Source organism: Mammaliicoccus sp. N-M50 (assembly GCF_022386995.1).
Taxonomy (GTDB): domain Bacteria; phylum Bacillota; class Bacilli; order Staphylococcales; family Staphylococcaceae; genus Mammaliicoccus; species Mammaliicoccus sciuri_A.
Window position 1 is genome coordinate 1 of sequence record NZ_JAJNJA010000004.1, and the last position, 23,139, is coordinate 23,139.

General features: G+C 31.9%; 26 protein-coding genes and 2 tRNA genes. 3 read left to right on the plus strand and 25 right to left on the minus strand.

The annotated features are described in order from the left end of the window. Positions 1-115: 115 nt before the first annotated feature. From LQ622_RS07260 to LQ622_RS07350, 19 genes are all read right to left on the minus strand, one after another. Positions 116-189, minus strand: a tRNA-Gly gene (locus tag LQ622_RS07260). 23 nt (positions 190-212) lie between these two features. Next, a tRNA-Leu gene (locus LQ622_RS07265) sits at positions 213-298 on the minus strand. Positions 299-564: 266 nt separating this feature from the next. Next, positions 565-1,011 carry a SprT family protein gene (locus tag LQ622_RS07270; protein WP_239762119.1) on the minus strand — a complete coding sequence of 149 codons (447 nt, stop codon included), beginning with the start codon at positions 1,009-1,011 and terminating at the stop codon, positions 565-567. Continuing rightward, the gene (locus LQ622_RS07275) at positions 1,001-3,154 is read right to left on the minus strand and encodes a Tex family protein (RefSeq protein ID WP_196307901.1); all 2,154 of its coding nucleotides are present in this window, start codon (positions 3,152-3,154) and stop codon (positions 1,001-1,003) included. The genes LQ622_RS07270 and LQ622_RS07275 overlap by 11 nt, the downstream gene beginning before the upstream one ends. A gap of 115 nt (positions 3,155-3,269) precedes the next feature. Continuing rightward, positions 3,270-4,040, minus strand: coding sequence for an RNA polymerase sigma factor SigB (gene sigB, locus LQ622_RS07280; protein ID WP_037589755.1), 771 nt, complete (start codon positions 4,038-4,040; stop codon positions 3,270-3,272). Further along, positions 4,015-4,491: an anti-sigma B factor RsbW gene (gene rsbW / locus LQ622_RS07285; RefSeq protein WP_025904514.1), complete on the minus strand. Its 477-nt coding sequence runs from the start codon at positions 4,489-4,491 to the stop codon at positions 4,015-4,017. Before rsbW ends, sigB begins: the two co-directional genes overlap by 26 nt. A 4-nt stretch (positions 4,492-4,495) precedes the next feature. Continuing rightward, entirely contained in the window at positions 4,496-4,819 is a 324-nt protein-coding gene (locus LQ622_RS07290) for an anti-sigma factor antagonist (protein WP_025904513.1), read from the minus strand. A gap of 104 nt (positions 4,820-4,923) precedes the next feature. Continuing rightward, a complete protein-coding gene (locus LQ622_RS07295) occupies positions 4,924-5,928 on the minus strand; it encodes a PP2C family protein-serine/threonine phosphatase (protein WP_037589756.1) in 1,005 nt (334 codons plus the stop codon). Between the two features lie 96 nt (positions 5,929-6,024). Further along, positions 6,025-6,396 (minus strand): type II toxin-antitoxin system PemK/MazF family toxin, encoded by a 372-nt coding sequence (locus tag LQ622_RS07300; protein WP_025904511.1) that lies wholly within the window; start codon positions 6,394-6,396, stop codon positions 6,025-6,027. Further along, a complete protein-coding gene (gene mazE / locus LQ622_RS07305; protein WP_025904510.1) occupies positions 6,397-6,564 on the minus strand; it encodes a type II toxin-antitoxin system antitoxin MazE in 168 nt (55 codons plus the stop codon). 84 nt (positions 6,565-6,648) lie between these two features. Next, positions 6,649-7,797, minus strand: a complete 1,149-nt coding sequence (gene alr / locus LQ622_RS07310; protein WP_239774880.1) for an alanine racemase — start codon at positions 7,795-7,797, stop codon at positions 6,649-6,651. 47 nt (positions 7,798-7,844) lie between these two features. After that, positions 7,845-8,207, minus strand: a complete 363-nt coding sequence (acpS, locus tag LQ622_RS07315; RefSeq protein WP_239762117.1) for a holo-ACP synthase — start codon at positions 8,205-8,207, stop codon at positions 7,845-7,847. 30 nt (positions 8,208-8,237) lie between these two features. Next, positions 8,238-8,702, minus strand: a complete 465-nt coding sequence (locus LQ622_RS07320) for a PH domain-containing protein (protein ID WP_159315399.1) — start codon at positions 8,700-8,702, stop codon at positions 8,238-8,240. Further along, positions 8,692-10,212: a PH domain-containing protein gene (locus tag LQ622_RS07325; RefSeq protein WP_239774882.1), complete on the minus strand. Its 1,521-nt coding sequence runs from the start codon at positions 10,210-10,212 to the stop codon at positions 8,692-8,694. The genes LQ622_RS07320 and LQ622_RS07325 overlap by 11 nt, the downstream gene beginning before the upstream one ends. Continuing rightward, complete coding sequence (locus LQ622_RS07330; RefSeq protein WP_239762115.1) at positions 10,202-10,681, minus strand: PH domain-containing protein; 480 nt, start codon at positions 10,679-10,681, stop codon at positions 10,202-10,204. The genes LQ622_RS07325 and LQ622_RS07330 overlap by 11 nt, the downstream gene beginning before the upstream one ends. 90 nt (positions 10,682-10,771) lie before the next feature. Next, complete coding sequence (cshA, locus tag LQ622_RS07335) at positions 10,772-12,301, minus strand: degradosome RNA helicase CshA (protein WP_239762114.1); 1,530 nt, start codon at positions 12,299-12,301, stop codon at positions 10,772-10,774. Positions 12,302-12,474: 173 nt separating this feature from the next. Then, positions 12,475-13,155 carry an alpha/beta hydrolase gene (locus LQ622_RS07340; RefSeq protein WP_126477270.1) on the minus strand — a complete coding sequence of 227 codons (681 nt, stop codon included), beginning with the start codon at positions 13,153-13,155 and terminating at the stop codon, positions 12,475-12,477. Further along, complete coding sequence (locus LQ622_RS07345) at positions 13,152-14,501, minus strand: UDP-N-acetylmuramoyl-tripeptide--D-alanyl-D-alanine ligase (RefSeq protein ID WP_126477269.1); 1,350 nt, start codon at positions 14,499-14,501, stop codon at positions 13,152-13,154. Before LQ622_RS07345 ends, LQ622_RS07340 begins: the two co-directional genes overlap by 4 nt. Positions 14,502-14,512: 11 nt before the next feature. Next, a complete protein-coding gene (locus LQ622_RS07350; protein ID WP_037589765.1) occupies positions 14,513-15,586 on the minus strand; it encodes a D-alanine--D-alanine ligase in 1,074 nt (357 codons plus the stop codon). Positions 15,587-15,766: 180 nt separating this feature from the next. On the opposite strand from LQ622_RS07350, the gene LQ622_RS07355 reads away from it, so the two are divergent. Beyond that, positions 15,767-16,966, plus strand: coding sequence for an FtsW/RodA/SpoVE family cell cycle protein (locus tag LQ622_RS07355; protein WP_191836444.1), 1,200 nt, complete (start codon positions 15,767-15,769; stop codon positions 16,964-16,966). A gap of 46 nt (positions 16,967-17,012) precedes the next feature. Here the strand turns inward: LQ622_RS07355 and LQ622_RS07360 are convergent, their stop codons facing one another. Both LQ622_RS07360 and LQ622_RS07365 read right to left on the minus strand, forming a co-directional pair. After that, positions 17,013-17,147 carry an Lmo0850 family protein gene (locus LQ622_RS07360; protein WP_224658879.1) on the minus strand — a complete coding sequence of 45 codons (135 nt, stop codon included), beginning with the start codon at positions 17,145-17,147 and terminating at the stop codon, positions 17,013-17,015. A 141-nt stretch (positions 17,148-17,288) separates the two neighbouring features. After that, positions 17,289-17,492 carry a copper ion binding protein gene (locus LQ622_RS07365; protein WP_025904499.1) on the minus strand — a complete coding sequence of 68 codons (204 nt, stop codon included), beginning with the start codon at positions 17,490-17,492 and terminating at the stop codon, positions 17,289-17,291. A gap of 151 nt (positions 17,493-17,643) precedes the next feature. Here LQ622_RS07365 and cls point away from each other — a divergent pair, with 151 nt between their 5' ends. Together cls and LQ622_RS07375 are read left to right on the plus strand one after the other, a co-directional pair. Beyond that, on the plus strand, positions 17,644-19,125 hold the full coding sequence (cls, locus tag LQ622_RS07370; protein ID WP_049320116.1) for a cardiolipin synthase: 1,482 nt from the start codon (positions 17,644-17,646) through the stop codon (positions 19,123-19,125). Positions 19,126-19,189: 64 nt separating this feature from the next. Then, positions 19,190-19,855 (plus strand): HD domain-containing protein, encoded by a 666-nt coding sequence (locus LQ622_RS07375; protein WP_239774885.1) that lies wholly within the window; start codon positions 19,190-19,192, stop codon positions 19,853-19,855. Between the two features lie 28 nt (positions 19,856-19,883). On the opposite strand, the gene yidC is transcribed toward LQ622_RS07375, so the two are convergent. From yidC to thiD, 4 genes are all read right to left on the minus strand, one after another. Continuing rightward, the gene (gene yidC / locus LQ622_RS07380; RefSeq protein WP_025904496.1) at positions 19,884-20,753 is read right to left on the minus strand and encodes a membrane protein insertase YidC; all 870 of its coding nucleotides are present in this window, start codon (positions 20,751-20,753) and stop codon (positions 19,884-19,886) included. An 81-nt stretch (positions 20,754-20,834) separates the two neighbouring features. Beyond that, positions 20,835-21,476, minus strand: coding sequence for a thiamine phosphate synthase (gene thiE, locus LQ622_RS07385; protein ID WP_191836447.1), 642 nt, complete (start codon positions 21,474-21,476; stop codon positions 20,835-20,837). Continuing rightward, positions 21,477-22,268, minus strand: a complete 792-nt coding sequence (gene thiM, locus LQ622_RS07390) for a hydroxyethylthiazole kinase (RefSeq protein WP_191836448.1) — start codon at positions 22,266-22,268, stop codon at positions 21,477-21,479. Further along, positions 22,261-23,073 (minus strand): bifunctional hydroxymethylpyrimidine kinase/phosphomethylpyrimidine kinase, encoded by an 813-nt coding sequence (gene thiD / locus LQ622_RS07395; protein WP_025904493.1) that lies wholly within the window; start codon positions 23,071-23,073, stop codon positions 22,261-22,263. Before thiD ends, thiM begins: the two co-directional genes overlap by 8 nt. Positions 23,074-23,139: the final 66 nt, after the last annotated feature.

Below are 23,139 nucleotides of genomic sequence, written 5' to 3' on the forward strand. Positions count from 1 at the left end.
TAAGCTCATTTTTGATTGGTTAAGCCAATCACTCTGAAGTACTTTCAGTACTCAATTATTGGAATTAACGTTGACATATTGTCATTCAGTTTTCAATGTTCATTATAAAATAATTTGGAGCGGGTGATCGGAATCGAACCGACAACATCAGCTTGGAAGGCTGAGGTTTTACCACTAAACTACACCCGCTTAGCTATATTAAAATTGATGAATGGTGCGGCCGAGAGGATTTGAACCTCCACGGGATTTCTCCCACTAGGCCCTCAACCTAGCGCGTCTGCCATTCCGCCACGACCGCGCATGGTTTGCAGTACTCAATCAATTTGTTATTTAAGTGACTGTCATTAAGTATATTACATTAAGTTTACAAAGTCAATACAAATGATTAACTTTTTAATGTAATTTTACATCGAATAACTTGTCTTAATATTTGTTACGTTTCGTTCAAGCAACATTAACTATAATACGCCGGATCTATTATTTCGTCAATGCTTTTTTATTAAAAATTTAAATAAAAAGTACTACACTCGCATATTTTTAGTGTAGTACTTTCCCAATTATTCTTTATGTTATATTTTTTAACTTTCCACCACATCGTCCACATCTATATTTACGTGTATTAACACGTTTAATACGTTTGAATTCTGTTTTACATTGCCCACATTGATATAAATAGTTAGCACGTTCTTCATAACTTTGAACGGCTTTACAAAATCGCGGTGCACCTACTTCGTTACTTAAATCTTTGAATGCTTTGTCTTTATGCTGGTATCCTTTACCTTCTAAATGTAAATGATAATGACAAAGTTCATGTTTAATTATATCTATAAGTGCCTCAACACCAAAATGTTCATATTGCTTCGGATTAATTTCTATATCATGACTACTTAATAAATACCTTCCACCAGTTGTTCTTAACCTTTTGTTAAATATTGCATTGTGTTTAAAAGGCTTATTAAAATATTCCGTTGATATATTAGACACAAGTTCTTGAAGTGCCTTATTGTCCATTAGGGTCTATCATAGTTAATGACACTTTTTGTTTTTCTTGGTTTACATCTAATACCCAAACATCAACTATATCTCCTACACTTACAATATTCATAGGATGCTTAACATATCCTTTAGATAATTTAGATATATGAACAAGACCATCTTGTTTAACACCTATATCTACAAACGCACCAAAGTCGACAACATTTCGTACTGTACCACTTAAAGCCATATTTGGTTTTAAGTCTTCCATAGAAAGAACATCTGATTTTAAAATTGGTGTTTCGAATTCATCTCGTGGATCTCTTAATGGTGCTATTAAAGAAGCAATGATATCTTCTAGCGTTGGTATACCTATATTTAAGGTTTCACTTGTATCTTGTATATCTAATTTATTTAGTTTTTCTTTTAATATATCAGAACCAATATCTTCTTTTTGTAAACCAACATATTGAATCAACGCATAAGCCGCTTCATAACTTTCCGGGTGAATAGCTGTTTTATCAAGTGGTTCAGTTCCATCTAATATTCTTAAAAATCCGATACTTTGTTCAAATGTTTTATTCCCTAATCTTGGAACTTTAGCTATTTCTGAATGATGTGTAATAACACCTTTTTCTTCTCTAAATTTAATAATGTTATTTGCAACTGTATTGCTAAGACCAGACACATAGCTTAGTAATGATGGAGATGCTGTGTTCACATCAACACCAACTTGGTTAACGGCAGTTTCCACGACGAATTTTAAAGTTTCACTTAGTGCTTTTTGATTTACATCATGTTGATATTGACCAACACCGATTGATTTAGGATCTATTTTAACAAGTTCACTTAATGGATCTTGTACACGTCTACCTATAGATACAGCACTTCTCTCTTCAACTTTAAAATCAGGAAATTCTTCTCTAGCTATATCTGAAGCTGAATAGACAGAAGCCCCCGCCTCATTAACGATCACAAATTGGCAAGGTAAGTTGTGCTTTTTAATCATTTCAGCTACAAATTGTTCTGATTCTCTACTTGCTGTTCCGTTACCAATCGCAACTAATTCAATGTTGTGTTTCTTGATCATATCTACAAATATCTTTTCCGCTTGATCAGTTTTAGATACTGGAGGATGAGGATATATCACATTTTTATCAACAAACGAACCATATTCATTAATAACTGCTAACTTACAACCCGTTCTGTATGCTGGATCTAGTCCTAGTATTTTTTTACCTTTTAATGGTGCTTGCAATAAAAGGTTTTTTAAATTCTCAGAGAAGATCTCAATTGCATGTTCTTCAGCTTTTTGTGTTAATTCACTTCTAATCTCTCTTTCAATAGAGGGTAAGATTAATCTTTTCAAGCTATCTTGAATAGCTTCATTAATGACTTCAATATGTTTATGTTCTTTTTTCACAAATTGAGTTGTTAAATAACTTTCTAATGACGCTGTATCTATTTCGAATCCTACTTTCAATATACCTTCTGATTCTCCACGGTTAATAGCTAGCACTCTATGAGGTACTATTTTCTTAATCGGTTCTTCATATGTATAGTACATTTCAAAGATATTTTTCTCATCTTCAGCTTTCTTTTTCTTCTCAGTCACTAATTTACCTTGTCTTTCAACACTATTTAAAATGTATTTACGGTATTTAGGCTCATCTGAAATCATTTCAGCTATAATATCTTGTGCACCTTTAATGGCATCTTCATGAGATGTAACTTCTTCAGTAATATATTTTGAAGCTTCTTCAACTAAATCAATATTAGAAGTACCTTCAAGTATCCATTTAGCTAAAGGTTCTAAACCTTTACGTTTTGCTTCTGTAGCTCTTGTTTTTTTCTTTTTCTTAAATGGTCGATATAAATCTTCTATTCTTTGTAATTTAGTTTGTTTTAAAATATCATTTTTTAAGTCTTCTGTTAATAAACCTTGTTCATCAATTAATCTGATGACTTCTTCTTTTCTATTATGCAAGTTAAGTGCATATGTATATTCATTTTCAATTTGTTTAATTTCAACTTCATCAAGTCCACCAGTTAATTCTTTTCTATATCTTGCTATAAAAGGCACTGTATTCTTATCTTCTAGTAATTCTAGTACAGTTTTAATTTGTTTTTCTGTAAAAGGATGATTTTTCTTTATGATTTCTATTAGTTCTTGATTCATAATTGCCTCCTAAAAATAGTTATATTCCATTTTAACATAAATAGAATATAACCATTTTTGATTTTGAAAAGAGCCAGAAACATTTGAAATGTTTCTGGCTCTCTTAATATATTATTTATTTCATTGCAGCTTCTTTTAATTTCTTTATTGCTGTTCTTTGAAGTCTTGAAACATGCATTTGACTGAGACCTATTTTTTCGCCAGTCTCTTTTTGACTTAAGCCCGTAATAAAGGTGTATTGAATTATTTCTCTTTCTCTATCCGTTAAAATAGGCAGAATTTTTTCTAATATCATTCTTTTTTCTGTTAAATCATAACCTTCTTCAGATTCTCCCATAATATCTAACAAGGTAACGGTAGATCCGTCTTTATCCGCTTCGATAGAATGGTCAACACTTAAGGCATTATAACTTTGACCCATTTCCATTGCTTCTAGAACATCTTCTTCAGTTACTTCTAATCTATTCGCAATTTCAATAATTTTAGGTGATCTTCCTAATTCATTAGTCAATTCTTCATTTGCCTTTTTTATTTTAGGGCCAATTTCTTTAATTCGTCTAGGTACATGTACACTCCAAGTTTTATCTCTTAAATATCTCTTTATCTCACCAATTACTGTTGGAACTAAAAATGCTTCAAACTTTCTTTCAAATGAAACATCGAATCTTTTTATAGCACCTAATAAACCAACCATACCAACTTGAACAAGATCTTCATGATGTGCTTGGCCTTTAGAATATTTATATGCTAAAGATTCTACTAATTTCTGATAATGTAATACTAGCTTTTCTTGAGCTTCACTATTATCATTTTCTTGGTAATCTGCTATCCAAGCATTAATGTCTTCTGGAGAAACTTCATTATAAACTTTGGACTCTTCCGTCATGTGTTTGCACCTGCTCTTTAGATAAATACTTTGTCATACTTATTGTAACACCAGCATCTTTTTGGACACTTACTTCATCCATTAATGACTCAATAAGAAATAGTCCTAATCCACCTTGTCTCAAGAAATTGATATTATCACTTTCTTGGTAAGGTCCAAGCACTTTTTTAGCTTCTTCATAATTAAAGCTTTTACCCGAATCTGATACAATGATTTCTATTTTATCTTCAAATACAAGGTAACCTATTAATATTTCACCTTCAACTTTATCACTATATGCGTGTTTCACTGCATTTGTTACCGCTTCTGACACTGCAATTTTTGAATCTTCAATATCTTCATATGAAGCACCAGCTCTATTAAACACGCCAGATAATGTTAATCTGACAAGTCCAACATATTCTGGAGCTGCAGGGAATCTCATCTCTATATAATCATAGTTAGATGTCATCTCATTATACCTCCGTTCCTTTGTTGACATGCATTAATTCTTTAAGTCCTGTAATATCAAATAATCTCTCAATTCTGTCAGATACACCAAGCACATATAGTGATTTATCATGTTCATTGAGTGATTTTAATGTGCCAACAAATAAACCTAAACCAGTAGAATCCATATAACTTACGTTCTCCAAATTAACATGTATATCATGTGTTCCTTTTTGTCTAATCGGTTGTAATACGTCTTGAAGTTGAGGCGCAGTGTACACATCCAATTCTCCGCCAACTTTAATTTCATAGTAGTTTTCATGTTCAGTAGTTTCAATGTTAAGATTCATTCCTTGTTACACCCCTAAATGTATTAGACTTTCATCATTTATTTTTACCCGTTTTTAAAATGTTTAATCTTATTTAACACATCTTAAATATTTTTAACTTACAACTATTTAACTCTTTTAACAATTAATATCGTTAAATCATCTCTTTTATTTGGATTCTGTAGTTTGACTAGTTCTTCATATAAGATTTGGACAATGTCTTGCGGATGTAGTTGTTTGTACTCATCAATCATACTTAATAAATCTGTCGTTTTGATAAATTCATTTTGTTGATTGCGCAATTCTGTTACACCGTCAGTAAACACGATAATCATATCTTGTAATTCTATTTTTATTTCACTTTGTTTATAACGTGTATGTTTATTAACACCGAGCACAATACCTCGTTCAGACATTTCTTCAAATTCTCCAGTCTGACTTCTATATATGTATCCAGGCTCATGTCCTGCAGAACTATAATAAAGCATGTTATTAATTTCTTCATATAGTCCATAGAACATTGTCACAAACATATTTTGATTAACGTTCTTTTCCACAACTCGATTCAAACGTTTCAAACCGTCACTCGGCAATTGCGAATGACCGTAAGAGTCCATACCAAATTTAATCATACTCATCGCTAATGCTGCCGGTATCCCTTTACCGATAACATCTGCTACTGCAAAACTCATAGTTCCGTCATTATGATCAATTAAATTAAAATAATCTCCACTTACTTTTTGTGCTGGAACAGAAATTGCCCCAATTTGAATACTATCAAATTGAGGGATTTGAGGCTTTAGCATCGTTTGTTGCAAGCTAGACGCAACTTCCATTTCTTTATCATGAATTTTAATTTTATTTAATAACTTCTTGTAATCTCGGTATGTAAAGCCATAGCCTATCATGACTTCTAAAAGAACATCAAATGAACGAATGATTTGTTCTTTAGTCAGTTCTTGTTCCTGTTCCATAATATTTACATGTAATTGTACTATCTCCTCTGGTGAAACATTATCTTCAATGGCTTCAGTTGAAAATGTTTGGCAAGATGATAAAATTTCGTCATCATTTGTTTGAACATAATCAAGTAATAATTGAAGATACTGTTGTTTCTTTTGTTCTGACACGAAGTCACCTCGTTTCAAATATACTAAAAAAGCTTTAGGTTAATCCTAAAGCGGAAGACGTTTTAAAGTAATATTGATTCTTTTAAAACAATTTCATTATGTATTACCTAATGTATCAAATTTTTGTTGCAAAGTTAGATTGAGGCTGATTGCAATAGCAGTATCAACCTCTTTCATCTTTGCATCAGATAAATATGTTAATTTTTCTTTTAAGCGTTTTTTATCAATAGTTCTGATTTGTTCAAGCAAAATTACGGAATCTCTGTCTAATTTATATTTCGCTGCCTCAATTTCTACATGAGTGGGAATTTTGGCTTTATTTATCTTACCAGTAATTGCTGCAACAATCACAGTCGGGCTGTATCGATTACCTGTATCATTCTGGATAATAACGACTGGTCTTGTTCCCCCTTGTTCAGAACCTGTAACTGGTGAAAGATCTGCGAGATATACATCTCCTCTTCTCATTTATTCACCTTGCTGAGAGGCTATATGCGATTCATTTGAATCACAAGCTTCACATTCACAATAGTATGCTTCAGATGCAAGGGAGAGATTTAAATCGGCCATTGAACGATAGCCTTCTTTCAGTGTTTGTTCTAAACTTTGTGTACGATTTTGCGTTAAAGATGTCATAACAAATACCTCCAGATAAAATAAATGTAAATTTTGTTGATTAAGTTATTAATATCATAACAAATGTAACTCTATTTGACTATGCTATTTTAATAATTCGTTCGTAATTTCAACATTTTCACCATCATGATAGATACGTGGTAATCTCTTTTTCAAGTTACAAAGTACTTCATAATTAATGGTATCCTGTGCTTCAGCAATTTTTTCTGCTGATTGTTCCGAATCAACATCATTATCCATGAGAATGACTTTATCACCTGTTTGAACATCATCTGGTACTTTAATCATCGTTTGATCCATACATACTCTACCTATGACAGGACAATTCACACCATTTACATTCACGAGCGTATCTTGCATCTTTCTTAAGTAACCATCTGCATAACCTATTGGTAATGTGGCTACTTTAATACGTTCACCAGCAGTAAATGTTGCACCATAACTCACTGTTTCTCCTGGTTCTAAATATTTAGTTTGAACGACTTCTGTTACTAATTGCGCAGAAGGCTTTAATTTTAAATTAGAAATTTCTTGAATATATTTTGATGGATAATATCCATATAATGAAATACCAAATCTAACAGCTGTACAAATAGATGCATCATATCTTAAGGCACCTGCTGAATTTTGAGCATGTATATATTCAGGTGTTTGAGAAGACTCTACAAATTCTTCAAATAATTCATATTGCTTTTTAGAAAAATCATTTGGTTCATCTGCAGAAGCAAAGTGCGTATACACACCTTCAAATATAAGGCGTTCATGCTGATCTATTTTATGAACGACATGTTGGTAAGTTTCAACATCCTTCAATCCAATTCTACCCATGCCTGTATCTATTTTTACGTGCATCCATAAAGGTTTATCAGAATCATCATCTATTGATTCTATTGCATCATCTAACCATTGTTCTGATGGAACGGTTAATGCAACTCTATGTTGAACAGCTTTATTAATATCTTTAGTATTAATAACGCCGAGTACTAATATTTTAGCTTTAATACCATGCATTCTTAATTCAATTGCTTCATCTAATGTCGCAACTGCAAAGAAGTCTACACCTTCATTCATTAAATATGTTGCAATTGGTACACTTCCTAATCCGTACCCATTTGCTTTAACGACTGCCATAATTTTCTTATTTGGATGAAGTCTTCCTACTGCTTGATAATTTTCTAGTATTGCCTTTAAATCGACGTTGATATAAGTTGGCCTATAATATTTTTCGGACAACAGCAAGGCACCTCCTCTTATAATATTTGTATTTTATCATATAGAAATCAATCTTGCTTAATATTTTCTATAATCACAATGGCTTCTGCATAATGTTTTGTGTGTGTAATGGACGGATGAACACGGTACCCTTCACAAATGATTTCTGGTTTTCCATTTTCATCTGGTAAACAATTAATCGAATGAAAGCCGTATTTTTTACCAATACCTGTACCCATCGCTTTGCTAAATGCTTCCTTCACAGCAAATCTACCAGCGATGAATTCGACTTTTCTTGATTCTAATTTGATTTTGTTAAAAATATTTATTTCATCTTTTGTTAAAATTTTATTAACCATTTCTGGTCGTTTCGTATACCAATCTTGTATACGTTCTATTTCGACTAAATCTATGCCGACTCCTTGAATCATCGTTAACACCTTCATTTTCACTGATTAAAATCATTTTTCAATTCTATTTTGTATCGCGTGTTTAATACGATTTGCCTTATCTTTATTTAAATATTGAATCGTTCGATTTCCTCCAGCTGTGGACAACGTAATATTAGCCAGGTTAAACTTTCTCATTATGAATCCTTCATATAGATCAACATTTTGAATTCTACCCATAGGTATCGTTGTTTCTCTAATCATAAAAATACCTGATTTAATGTTTATTTCATCATCATTTATTTCATACCTGAAATTTCTATACATGTAATAAGGCTGGATGATTAAACCATATATAGCTATTACCAAGATGAGCACGACTGGAATAAGCAGAAACCATTTTGAAGCTGTCGTCCACCATAAATTAAAAATTACTGCCATAACAATTAATATAATGATGAGTATTGAAATTGTAATGAGCGATCCAATACGTTCAACGACCATTCCCTTTTTATCCATTCTATATCTAGGAAGCATCTATGTGACCTCCTTTATCTTTATACCATTTATAAATATTTAACGTATCTTGTTTATTAATAAATCTTAATCCTTTGGACAACATACCATTTCCATATGCTATTTGAATTGTGAAATGTGCAATATCTTTACGTTTAATAATTGGATTTTCATGTAATTCAAAAGTTAAAATCTTATTTCTATTCGCCCAAATTGTTGTATATTCAAACGGTGTTGCATTCAGTATGACAATTGAGTCGTCATAAATTTTATATCCAGATTTCAACGTAATGATACTTGCATATAATAGCATAACCAAGAATATTACTAATCCGATCATCCAAGTATAAGACCATAAATATATTTGGATAGGTATCACAATTAACAATAAAATAATGGTAGGGATGAACACTCTTCTACGAATACCTTGTTTAGGTAAGCCTTTTTTAACGGAATGAAACTGAAATTGCGGAATAATATCTTCAAGTAATTGATATGCTTCTTTCTTCTTCATAAATGGCAAAATTGTCACAGTACCGACATCAGTATCTTCTCCATTTTCAAAATGTCCATCTGAAGTAATAATCGCTGATATTTTAGTGTATCCGATCACTCTTCTGAATATAGATTCTTCTTCTTTTAATGCTTGTATTCTTCTAATTGGAACGGTACGCTTTTGAACAGTTAACAAACCATATTTAACCGTTAAAAGTTCCCCATCAAATGTTAATTGATATTTATAATTTTTAATAAATACAATGAGAGATCCAATGACATAACTCAATATAATAAATAAAAGTGTAATTGATATGATAACAAATGTTAAATTAACAACTTGATTAATCAGTGGACTGATGTAATCCTCGATATCGATTATTTGTGTGAAAAATCCAAGTAATGAGCCAAGTGCTGCAAATACAATCAAAATGCCACCACTTGTAAAACTCATCTTCAATAAATCTTTAGTTGATAATCTAAAGAACACAACTTCTTCTTTTTCATTAATAACATCATATTGATCAGAATCAGACGACGTTCCATCTTCCTCGTTTAACTCATTTTCGCTTTGCTCTTTATTTTTAATAGCATATTTTCTTTCTTTTAAATATTTTGAAAGACTATCACTTTGAGACTTCGTAATTGTATCTAATTCAATACCATCACTCGGAGTTTTAATACTTAAACTCACGCCACCTAACAACTGATGTACAATATTTTGAGAAGTATCAACAGACTGAATCCTTTCAATATTTAACTCTTTACGATTTTTTGAAAAGACACCCCAAGTCATAATCAATTGATCATTCTCAATCCAATAACGTGTATTGTAAATCTTAATTGCTTTAAAAATACTACTTATAAATGAAAAAATTAATAGAACAATTGGAAATGTAAGGTCCCAAAAATTATCAAGTCCGCGTGTTACAACAATAAACACAGCGATTATTAATGGAAATACATTTTCTTTTAAACTGGCTAAAAAGCCACTAACATAAGATATTGGATGTAATTTTTGAGGATCAAACATCATCAGTCACCTCTTTAACCTTAGTCATGATATTTAATCTCGTTTGGTCAGCTATCTCTCGGTTGACCATTGGTAACACTTCTAAATTACCTGCTGTTACAACAACGACAAAGTAAATATTAAACAATCTTGAAATTGGTCCGTGCTTTATCGTTACATATTGTATTCTGTCATAAGGTTGTACAAATCGTTTTTGATAATAAAGCCCACTTTGTACTTCAATATACCGTTCTCCAATTTCGAACGATGTTTTTTTAAGTCGTATGATCGGGCTTATAAATCCTATCGCAATGATCAACAGCGCAATCGGTGTCACAATATAAATGAGAAATGTCCACCAATCATATTCATGCCATAAAAATACAAATACAATGTACAAAACTAAGATAACTATGACATTTATAATATGATTTACATACTCATATTTTATAGACTGTTTTGGCATTTTGTGTTCGAGTATTGGTTTATACATATAATCTCCTCTATCGTTCAATTTACGTGTATTATATCATAAAAAAAGTGTGCGTAACCTTAGAGATTACACACACTTCTTGTTTAGTTTTTATTTTGAATGCTCAGCAAATGTTCTACCTGAGAATTGTTTTTTTGAACGTTGTTTGTTTGGTTTATTGTTTTTACCTTTGTTACGGTCAAATTGATTGTTTTTATCATTACCGCGACGTTTGTTGTTTTTACCATCAAATCTAGTTCTAGATTTACCACGTGAGTTACCACCACGGTTACCTTGTTTGCCTCTATGATTAGATTTTTTAGATAATGGTTTTTCAAATGTTAATTGAATTTCTGCATCGTTGTTAGAAGTAATTAACTCTTGTAATAATGCAGCAACTAATTTTTGGTCACCGTATTCTTTAATTAATGATTCAGCAATTTTTTCAATACGGCCTTCGATTGGACTTTCTACCCAACCTTTAACTTTATCTTTAACATCTGATTCTTTAGCTTTCATAACCTCACCTGGTGTTGGTGGACGTAAAGCGCTCATTTGACGTTTATTAGCTTTTTCGATTTGACGGATATAATCCATTTCGATTGGATTTACAAATGTAACGGCAACACCTTGTTTACCTGCTCTACCTGTACGACCAATACGGTGTGTATAACTTTCAGTATCTTGAGGGATATCAAAGTTATACACGTGACTTACGCCAGAAATATCTAATCCACGAGCTGCAACATCTGTAGCTACTAAAATATCGATTTGATCATTTTTGAATTTTTTCAATACTTCTAAACGTTTAGCTTGTGTAATGTCACCGTGTAAACCTTCAGCGCGGTATCCTTTAGTGATTAAAGCACTTGTTAATTCGTCAACACGACGTTTCGTACGACCGAATACAATTGCTAATTCAGGATTTTGAACATCTAATAAATTCGTAAATGTCTCGAATTTTTCTAATTCTTTAACGATTGTGTAGAATTCATCAATTTGTGGATCTGACAATTCGTTAGACATTGTTTTAACAATTTTTGGACTCTTCATGAATTTTTGAACTAATTCTTGAATAGCTTTTGGCATTGTTGCTGAGAATAGTAATGTTTGACGATTTTCAGATGGAAGTTTAGACATTATAAATCTCATATCATCTATAAAGCCCATGTTCATCATTTCATCTGCTTCATCTAAGATCAATGTAGAAATTGATTCTGTTTTTAATGTTCTTCTATTTAAGTGGTCAATCACACGTCCTGGTGTACCTACTACGATTTGTGGACCTTTTTTAAGTGATTTGATTTGTCTGTCTATTGGCATACCACCGAATACAGTTACGACACTTACATTTTGTCCTTTACTGAAACTACGTAATTGCTCTGCCACTTGGTTTGCTAATTCACGTGTTGGTGCAAGAATCAATGCTTGTACACCTTGTTTATCTGCTACTTTATCAATTAATGGAATACCAAATGCACCAGTTTTTCCTGTTCCAGTTTGTGCTTGTCCTAGCACGTCCGTACCTTGTAATGTATATGGAATACTTTCGATTTGTATTGGCGTTGGTTCAGTAAATCCCATTTTGTCCAAAGCATTTAAGGTAGCTTCAGAAATACCTAATTCTTTAAATTTTTGCAAAATAATTCTCCTTTTATATAGTTAATTCATCTCGTCTTTTTTATTCAACTTCTATATACTACCACCCTTTTACCAATAGCGCAATGCGATTAAATCGTCGTTTACATTTAATTTTCATAAACAAAAACATAATAAAACTGCACTAAAAAGGGATTTAGTACAGTTTCACTTCTTTATTTATTTTTAAATATAAATTTTTCAACTTCATAAAAAACTTTATAATTTACTTTTGATAAACATATTTCATGTGGTCCTTTATCAATTTCAACTAGACGTGCATGCTTTATTCTCTTCACTAAGTTTCTCGATTTCTCTATTGGAACGAGACCATCTATTGTGCCATGTATGATTAACGTTTTCGCTGCTATTTGTTCTGGAACATATAGCGCACTTTGCTGTAATTTTTTAAATGCCACAAATGATTTATAGTTTATTTTGATTGTACGTCTCACCATAAAATCAAGAATCTTCAAATCTGCATATCTCATATTATTGATAAATGCATATGGAGACTTAACCAAGTATTGTATATTGATATTTTCAAAAGCTGGTGCAATTAACACTAATTGATCAGGTTGTTTAATTTTAGCTAACAAACCAGCAATAATGCCACCCATTGAAAATCCAATAACAATGACCTTATCTGCTTTCTTTCTTAATATTTCATAAGATTGTTTCGCTCGCTCAAACCACATATCTTCATTTGTATCTTTAATCAATAAATTTAAGCCATGTCCTGGGTATTCCGGCGCTTCAAGTATAAAATCATAGCGACTACTCAAATATTCAATTAATGGTAATAACTCATAACGACCACCTGTATAACCATGTAAAAACAGGATACCTACTTTCATGTAAGCGCGTTAATAATCGTTTCGAGTGACATACCTCTAGAACCTTTAAACAAAGTGATAGAGTCTTCATTTAATTGATTTTTTAAATAGTCTGTGATTTCCTCTTTATGCTCAAAGTGATAAGTTTCAGGTATATATGCTTTCGCAATATTTGATATATGAGCCGCTTCTTCACCATATGTGATTAACGTTTGTATAGCTTTATGTTCTAAATAATAGCCAACTTGCTCATGCATTTCTTGACTCATTTCGCCTAGCTCTAATACATCCGCAAGAATAAGTGTCTTATCCGTTTGTTCCATATTATGCAGTGTATCAATTGCTGCTTTCATACTTGTTGGACTTGCATTATATGCATCATTAATAAGTAAACCATATTGTTCAGTTTCAATTCTTTGCATGCGCATATCCGTTAATACAAGATCATCTAGAGAACTTTGAATAACATCTTCCGTTACACCTAAATGTTTAGCCACTTGAATTGCATATGTTGCATTTTTAACATTGTGTTCACCTAATATATTTAAATGATAAATGAAATGACTATTATTCAATTGAAAATTGATGCCATGACTTGATGATTGATTCGTTTTGATAATCACATCATTATCATTCGCTACCCCTACAGATAGTTTGTCATGTTTCATTTCAGATACGAAAGGTTTAAGTAATGGCTCATCACCATCGTATATGAATAGTCCTTTATCTTTAAGACCTTCTGTAATTTCAAATTTGGCTTTTGCAATACCTTCTCTAGAACCTAGATCTTGCATATGAGACTCACCAATATTCGTGATAATAGCAACATCAGGTTCAGCTAAATGTGTTAATTCACTAATTTCACCAAAACCACTCATACCCATTTCTAGAATGGATACTTCAGTATCTTCATCTAAGTCGAGTATCGTTAATGGACAACCAATCTCATTATTATAATTTCCTTGTGTCTTCTTAACTTTAAATGATTTATTCAACACGCATTCAACCATATCTTTAGTTGTCGTTTTACCATTTGAACCTGTAATTGCGACAACTTTAGGATTTACATATTTCAAATATGCTTTAGCTAAACTTTGTAATGCTGCTAAAGTGTCATCAACAAAAATAATAGGTCCTTCTGGCGGATTTGGTACGTCTTTTTGCCAAAATGATGCACCTGCACCATCGTCAAGTGTTTGACGTACAAATTTATGACCATCTACATTTTCACCTTTAAATGGTATAAACAAATTTGATTTAGCAATTTTTCTTGAGTCTATACATGTACCTTGAACAACGACATCAAGATATTCGTCTTGAATGTCACAATCAATCCATTCTTTAATTTTACGTAAATTAATATTCATTCTATTTACCCTCAGTCAATTTTATATTTGATATTCTTCTTGTTATCGTATCGTTCAATAGCAAGTTCAATTAACTTAGTTATAAGCTCTGTATAGCTTAAGTTCATGTTCTCCCATAATAATGGATACATGCTGTATTGTGTAAATCCTGGCATTGCATTTGTTTCGTTAATATAAATTGTATTATCTTCTGTTAAGAAGAAGTCTGCTCTTACCAATCCAGAACAATCTGTTGCTTTAAAAGCTTCAATAGCCATATTTCTTAAAGTTGTTGCTGTTTCTTCATCTACATCAGCAGGTATTTGAAGTTTAACTTTGCCATCTTTATATTTAGATTTATAATCATAAAATTGTACATCTTTAATAACTTCACCAGGTAAAGTTGTTTCTGGGTAATCATTACCTAATACGGCTACTTCAATTTCTCTAGCATCAACACCTTGTTCGATAACAAGTTTACGGTCAAATTGAAATGCTTCTTCAATACCAGAAATCAATTCTTCTTTATTCGTACATTTACTAATACCAACACTTGAACCTAAATTTGCTGGCTTAACGAATACAGGATATTCAAGTTTATTTTGAATAAGCTCCACTATATTATGTTCATATTTCTCGTATTCACTTTTTAAGAAACTTACATATGGTAATTGAGGTAATCCTCTGTGAGCGAATAAATGTTTCATCACTAATTTATCCATTGAACTTGATGCTGCAAGCACACCATTACCAACATAAGGAATATCCAATACTTCAAATAAACCTTGAATTGTACCGTCTTCACCGTTTGGACCGTGTAATAATGGAAATACTGCGCTATATGCGTTGCCATCATTACTCGCTTCTAATAATTTAGATATTGGTGTTAATGATTCACTTGATAATTTTAATTGTTCAATATCTTCGACTTTTCCATCGATAGATTGGTCGCTTTTAATCCAATCCCCATCATTTGTAATATAAATGATATCAATTATGTATTTAGATAGATCAACTGCATTGATCACATTTTGAGCCGTTAAAATTGATACATCGTGCTCTGCACTTTTCCCACCATATATAATGCAAATATTTTTTTTAGACATATATAAGCCTCCAAGTAGATTATTAGCCTATATTTTATCATGTTTTTAGCTATTGTTGCACGTATCAACATGACTATTTTAAAAATAACGCTTTTCTGAATAGCAAAAATGTATCACTTTATGTACAATCAAGTTATAATGAAAATTATGAAATTTAGTGTTAATTAAAGGAGTCTTTTAATGGAAACTTCTACTCGTACATTAAATAAATCGTTTCTAGAAAGAATAGATTGGCGATTAATTACGATTATTCTTATCTTATTTGGAACGAGTTGTTTAATAATCAATTCTGCAATGTCTGGCGGACAATATGAAACAAACTTTTTACTTAAACAAGTCTTATACTATGTGCTTGGTTTTATTTTAGCCATTGCCTTAATGTTCATATCTCCAAAGACACTTAGAAAATATGTTTGGGTTATATACATAATTGGAAACTTATCATTAGTTGGACTATTAATCCTGCCTGAATCTAGCTTTACACCTATTATTAATGGTGCTAAAAGTTGGTATAGACTAGGACCTATCAGTATTCAACCATCTGAGTTTATGAAAATCATTTTAATTATTGCGCTAGCTAACGTTATCTATCAACATAATAGATTTACTTACAACAAATCATTATCAAGAGACTTTAATTTATTACTAAAAATTGGATTAACTTCTTTAGTACCAATGTTATTAATACTTTTGCAAAATGATTTAGGAACAACACTTGTATTAATTGCGATCATTCTTGGTATCGTTGTTGTTTCAGGCGTAACATGGAGAATACTCGCACCAGCATTTATCGCCCTATTTGGAATTGGTTCAAGTATCATTTTATTAATGATTTTTAAACCAAGTGTGATTGAGAAAGTTTCAGGTATTAAGACGTATCAATTAGGACGTATTAATTCTTGGCTAGATCCGTATGCATACAGCTCAGGTGACGGATACCATTTAACAGAATCCTTAAAAGCCATTGGTTCTGGTCAAATATTTGGTAAAGGTTTAAATAACGGTGAAGTTTATATTCCTGAGAATCATACTGACTTTATTTTTTCAATCATTGGTGAAGAATTTGGATTTATTGGAACGATGGCTGTACTGATTATTTTCTTAGCGTTATTCATACACTTAATTAGAATGGCAACAACGACACGTCATCCTTTTAATGTTGTATTTATAATCGGATACTTATCATTCGTACTATTCCACGTTGTACAAAATATCGGTATGACCATTCAATTACTACCTATCACAGGTATCCCATTACCATTTATAAGTTATGGTGGATCAGCGTTATGGTCATTAATGGCAGGTGTTGGTATATTACTATCTATCTATTACCACGAAAAAGAGAAATTTACTGAATCAGACCAAAAAGCCGACATATAAAAAACCGCATCCTCAATTTGAGGACGCGGTTTTTTAGTTTACCAATTTATTTCAACTTGTTAGTTGCGACATTCGGCAAACTACGCATTATTTCTATTCGTGACTTAGTTTCTGTTATGTTTACGCCTAATGATGATAAAAGTTTGACCACATTCTTTACCTTTGACTTAGGTTGATTCATGGGTACCACCTCTTATTCAATTTAATTACCTTAAGTTCATTCTACTCTAAATTAAGTAGTTTGACTATAGTTCATTCGGCCTATATTGTTATTTTTTTGTTTAATTTGTTATTTTTTTATAATAATTATATGAATGATAACTTAAACAACTTCATATCCAGCATCGAAAATAGCATTTTCAATATTATCGATACTTGCAGGATCTTCGTATACGACACGTACTTGATTATCATCCGGACTAGCGACAACTTCTTTAACACCGATTAATTGACCTACTGATTCCTCAACTGCTTGTTTGCAATGTCCACAAGACATACCTTCAACATTAATGATTTGTTCTTTCATTTATAACACTCCTATATATTTAAATGATATTTTAATTGATGCCATTTCATAATCATTATATGCATATGTTTTAGAACGGTCAAATACAACCTTTTCAATTTTAATTTAAATGTATTATACTAGTTTAAGATAAAGAAACGGAGGCATTGGTATGAACTACTTTTCATATTTTTCATTTGATTTTTCCATCATAGTATCAGTGCTACTTATTACAGCATTTATTCTGAATGTTGTGTTTGGATTTATTATCATATTCTTAGAACCAAGAGAAGCTGGTGCGATTTGGGCTTGGTTGTTAGTGCTTTTATTTGTTCCGATATTAGGATTTATACTTTACTTGCTATTTGGGAGACAAATTCAAAGAAAGAGTATTTTCAACTTAGATGAACAAGATAAAATAGGTCTTGAGCACATCATAAATGAACAAATCAAAGCAATTGATGAAAATAATTTCGAAATTGATAAGCCTGAAATTTCTAATTATAAGCATCTGATTCATATGTTGCTTTACAATAACTCAGCCTTCTTAACAACTGATAACAAAGTTGAAATGTTTACAGATGGACATGATAAATTCGATGCACTTATTGAAGATATTAGAAAAGCTGAGTCATATATTCATATTCAATATTATATCTTTAAGAAGGATAACTTAGGTAAAAAGATCTTATTTGAACTTGAAAAGAAACTTCAAGAAGGTTTAGAAGTTAAAATGTTATATGACGACATGGGTTCACGTAAATTAAATTTATCTTCATTTAAGAAATTTAGAGCTCAAGGTGGAGAAGTAGCAAGTTTCTTCCCTTCTAAACTCCCACTCATTAATTTTAGAATGAACAACCGTAATCATAGAAAGATTGTTGTGATTGATGGAAAAGTTGGTTACGTAGGTGGCTTTAATGTCGGAGATGAATATTTAGGTTTAGATAAAAAATTTGGTTATTGGCGAGATACGCACTTAAGATTAGAAGGCGACTCAGTCAATGCATTACAGCTTAGGTTTATGTTGGACTGGAACTCACAATCTACACGTGACAAGATGCGCTATGAATCTAAATACTTCCCTGATGTTGAGTCTGGCGGTAAAGTTGGTATTCAAATTGCATCAAGTGGTCCCGATGAAGAATGGGAACAAATCAAGTATGGTTATTTAAAAATGATATCAGAAGCTAAAAAACATATTTACATTCAAACGCCATATTTCATTCCAGATTTATCATTTTTAGATGCGATAAAAATAGCTGCCCTTTCAGGAGTAGATGTTAATGTGATGATTCCTAATAAACCTGATCACCCATTTGTTTATTGGGCAACATTTGCCAATGTCGGTGAATTAATTAAAGCAGGCGTTAAAGTTCATATTTATGAAAAAGGCTTTATACACACGAAGATGGTAGCTATAGATGATGAAGTTGTAAGTATTGGTACTGCAAACATGGATAATAGAAGCTTCGTATTAAACTTCGAAGTTAATGCCTTTATTTACGACGAAGAAATCGCAAAGAATTCACGATTAGCTTATGAGAATGATATGACGCATTCATCATTATTAACAGTTGAAAGATATGAAAATAGAAGCACGTGGATTAAATTAAAAGAAGGTATAGCACGATTACTATCACCTTTACTATAAATTCTAAACAGGTAGAAGAGATGATTGTTCAAACTTTTCTACCTGTTTTTTTAAGGAGAAAGATATGAATAAAGAACAAATTATTAAAGAAGCAGAATCATATGTTAGTACATTACACCAAAACGATACGACTGGTCATGACTTTGAGCATATTCTAAGAGTAAGACATCATGCTCTAGATATTGCACAGTTTGAGGAAGTGGATTTATTCGTAGTTGAATTAGCAAGTTTACTACACGATGCTGTTGATAAGAAATTATTTAAAGATGCCGATACAGCGTGGCAACAACTTTATCAATGGATGAATGACATGGATATTAGCGAAACGATTCAAACAGAGATTATCCATATTCTAAAGTATGTTAGTTATAACGGTGGTAAAAATGAAGGTAAACATACAAGCTTAGCAGGAAAGATCGTTCAAGATGCAGACCGTATTGATGCGATTGGCGCGATAGGAATAGCTAGAACTTTTCAATATGCCGGTCATTTTAAAGAACCTATGCATATCTCTTCTCAACAACCGCGTAATTTAAAAGATCTACAAGAAGGTCAATATCATGATGAACCGAATACGGCAATCAATCATTTTTACGAAAAATTATTATTATTAAAAGATTTAATGAATACTAAACGAGGCAAACAAATCGCTGAAGAACGTCATCTATTTATGGAAAAATTTTTAGAACAATTTTATAAAGAATGGGATGTAATTAAAAAAACAAACTAATCACAATGATTAGTTTGTTTTTTTGGTTTTATTTCTTTTTCTTTTTATTAGAAACGAGTTTAGCTGGTTTCTTCTCTTTGTTAGCTTCTTGTTGATTTCTTTCATGTGCTTCAATGATTGGTTTCATTTCTTCTTCAACTTTGTTGTTATAGAAGACATTACCTAACCATGTTTGAACAACTAAGAATGCACCACCGACTGCCCAGTATAAACCTAATGCAGATGCTGAAATGTATGACATCCAAATAATCATAATTGGAGAAATAAACATCATCATTCTCATCATATTTTTCTGTTCATCTGGAACATTCGCATACTTCATAGAAACGAATGCTTGTAATGCATAAATGATACCTGCAATGATCGTAATAATTAAATCAGGTTCAGTTAAATTAAACCATAAGAAATTCGGATATTCTGTGATTCCGCCTTCAGTAGGATATTTTAATACATAGAATAATCCCATGACGATTGGCATTTGTATAACGATTGGTAAACAACCCATGTTCATTGGATTAATACCATGTTTTTTGTATAATGCCATCATTTCTTGATTGGCTGCCATTTTTTCTTCTTGAGTACGAGCACGTTTAACTTTTTCTTGAATTGCTTCCATTTCAGGTTTAGCAAGTTTCATTTTTTCACGCATTAACTTTTGATTCTTATACGTCTTCATCATAAATGGGAATAACGCAAAACGAACAATTAATGTTATAACGATAATAGCTAGACCATAATCGTGATTCAAATTTGTACCAAGCCAATGAATAACACTATCCATTGGTTTTACGAATGTATTATAAAAGAATCCATCCCTATTCTCAGGTTTAGAATAATCACAACCAGCTAGCACAACCATTACACCAAATAATAATGGCCATAAAGCTTTTTTCTTCATTTTTCCACCTCTATTGATATACTCACATAAAACTCATTCTATCATAGAATAGCGACAACATAAATCAATATATTAATTTTATCAAATATTTTTATACTGTTTATGAAAGCCCTTCACAGTTTGTTCAATATTTTGACTTTTCGCTATAGCAGAGATAACACTTACACCATTTGCGCCAGCTTTAATAAGTGGTTGTACATCAACTTCAGTAATGCCGCCGATTGCAACGATAGGAATATCTTGATTGATTTTTCTCATATTTTCAATCTGTTGATACCCACCTTCTTCTCCTGCATCAGCTTTAGAATTTGTAGAATGTATAGGTCCGGTTCCAATATAATCCACGTCAGATATATCAGATTGATCATATTCACTTTTATTTGCAACACTTAAGCCAATGATTTTATCTTTAAACTTATCTTTAAACTCAGATACATTTCGGTCATCTTGTCCAACATGAATACCATCAGCATTTAATTTAATTGCTAAATCTACATCATCATTGACGATAAATGGAACTTGATATTGCTTGCAAAGCTCAAATAATGATTGCGCAAGGGCTTCTTTTTCTGCCCCTTTTTTACTCGTCTCACCTTTTTCACGAAACTGAAACATCGTGATGCCTGCCTTTAAAGCTTCTTCAACAACTCTTATAAGATTACCGTCAGCAATATCTTGACTGCCTGCTATAAAATATACTTTTAACGTTTTTGGATCAAACATTTAGTTCACTTCTTTCACAATCTTTTTCTCTTTAACAATGTCTTCTGTTATAACATTCAGTTGATCTATAAACGAAATTTGGAATGTACCTGGTAAATGTGCACCAGGTTGTTGATATGCCAACTCACTTGCAATATTATATGTTGATAACGCTTCTTCTAATAAGTCTATTGTGATGGTATTTTCATGAGATAAGAATGCAGCTATTACCCCACCTAATAAACAACCTCCACCAGTTACTTTCGTTAACATCTCACTACCATTGTGCAATTCGATGATTTTATTATGACATGCAATGACATCGACTTTACCAGTTATGATAATCGGTAGCTTTAATTGTTGATGTGCTTTTTTCGCAATTTTAACAGCATCAAGCGTATCATCACTATCTGTACCTTTCATAATTGTATCTTCTTCTATAAGCGCTAATATTTCTGATGCATTGCCTCTTATAACATCAACTACTTCATCATTTAATAATGTCGTACAAAAAGTCTTTCTTAATTGTGATGCACCAACAGCAACTGGATCTAGAACTACTGGAACACCATTTCTATGCATAATTTCAGCATATTGTTTCATATCATAGGCTTTGTCAGTCGTAATCGTGCCTATGTTAAGAAGAAAAGCACCTGCTGCTTTTGAAAATTCTTCTGCTTCTTCAGGTTCTTCACTCATTGCTGGACTTGCACCTAATGAAATTAAACCATTTGCTGTAAAGTTTTTAACGACATCATTTGTATAACATACGATTAATGGACTATTTTCTCTAATATTTGTTAATTTACTCATAATCTAATCCCTCTATCTTTTGGTATGCAAAGTGGTTCACTGGACCTCTACCTTTGCCTATTTCAGGTGTATATTGAATAGCTAACGTAATAAATCTTTTAGCTACTTCTACCGCTTCTTCAATTGTATGACCTTTAGCTAATTCTGCTGTTATTACTGCACTAAATGTACAACCTGTTCCATGTGTATGCTTCGTATTGAATCTTTCACTTTTCCAGCTTTTCACACCATTTTCAGTAAATAAATAGTCGATTGCATCACCTTCCAGATGCCCACCTTTTATAACTACACCTTTAGATCCAATTTCATTTAAGAAAAATGCACCAGCTTTTTTAATTTCTTCTTCAGTTTGAATTTTAAATCCAGTAATATCTTCTGCTTCTGGAATATTAGGTGTAACAACTGTAGCTAATGGTAATAATATTTCTTTAAGTTTCCCTTTCCCTTCATCATCCATTAGCGCATCACCACTTTTAGCAACCATGACTGGGTCAATAACATACGGCTTACCAGATTGTTCAATAAATGGTTTAATCGTTTGCATCATTTCTTCTGATGCGATCATACCTGTTTTGATAGCATGTGGTACTTCGTCATCAAAGACACTTCTTAACTGGCTTTCAATAACTTCAACAGGTAAATGGTAAACATCTTGTACACCTAGGCTGTTTTGAGAAACGATACTAGTAGCAACTGCCATTCCATAAACGCCTGATGCATGAAATGATTTCAAATCTGCCATAATACCTGCTCCACCACTTGGGTCCGTTCCAGCAATCGTTAATGCTATATTCGGTTTTTTCATTGTAATCCACCTCAAATTTATATTTATAATTCTATTATTGATAACTTCATAAAAAATGACCTCTTT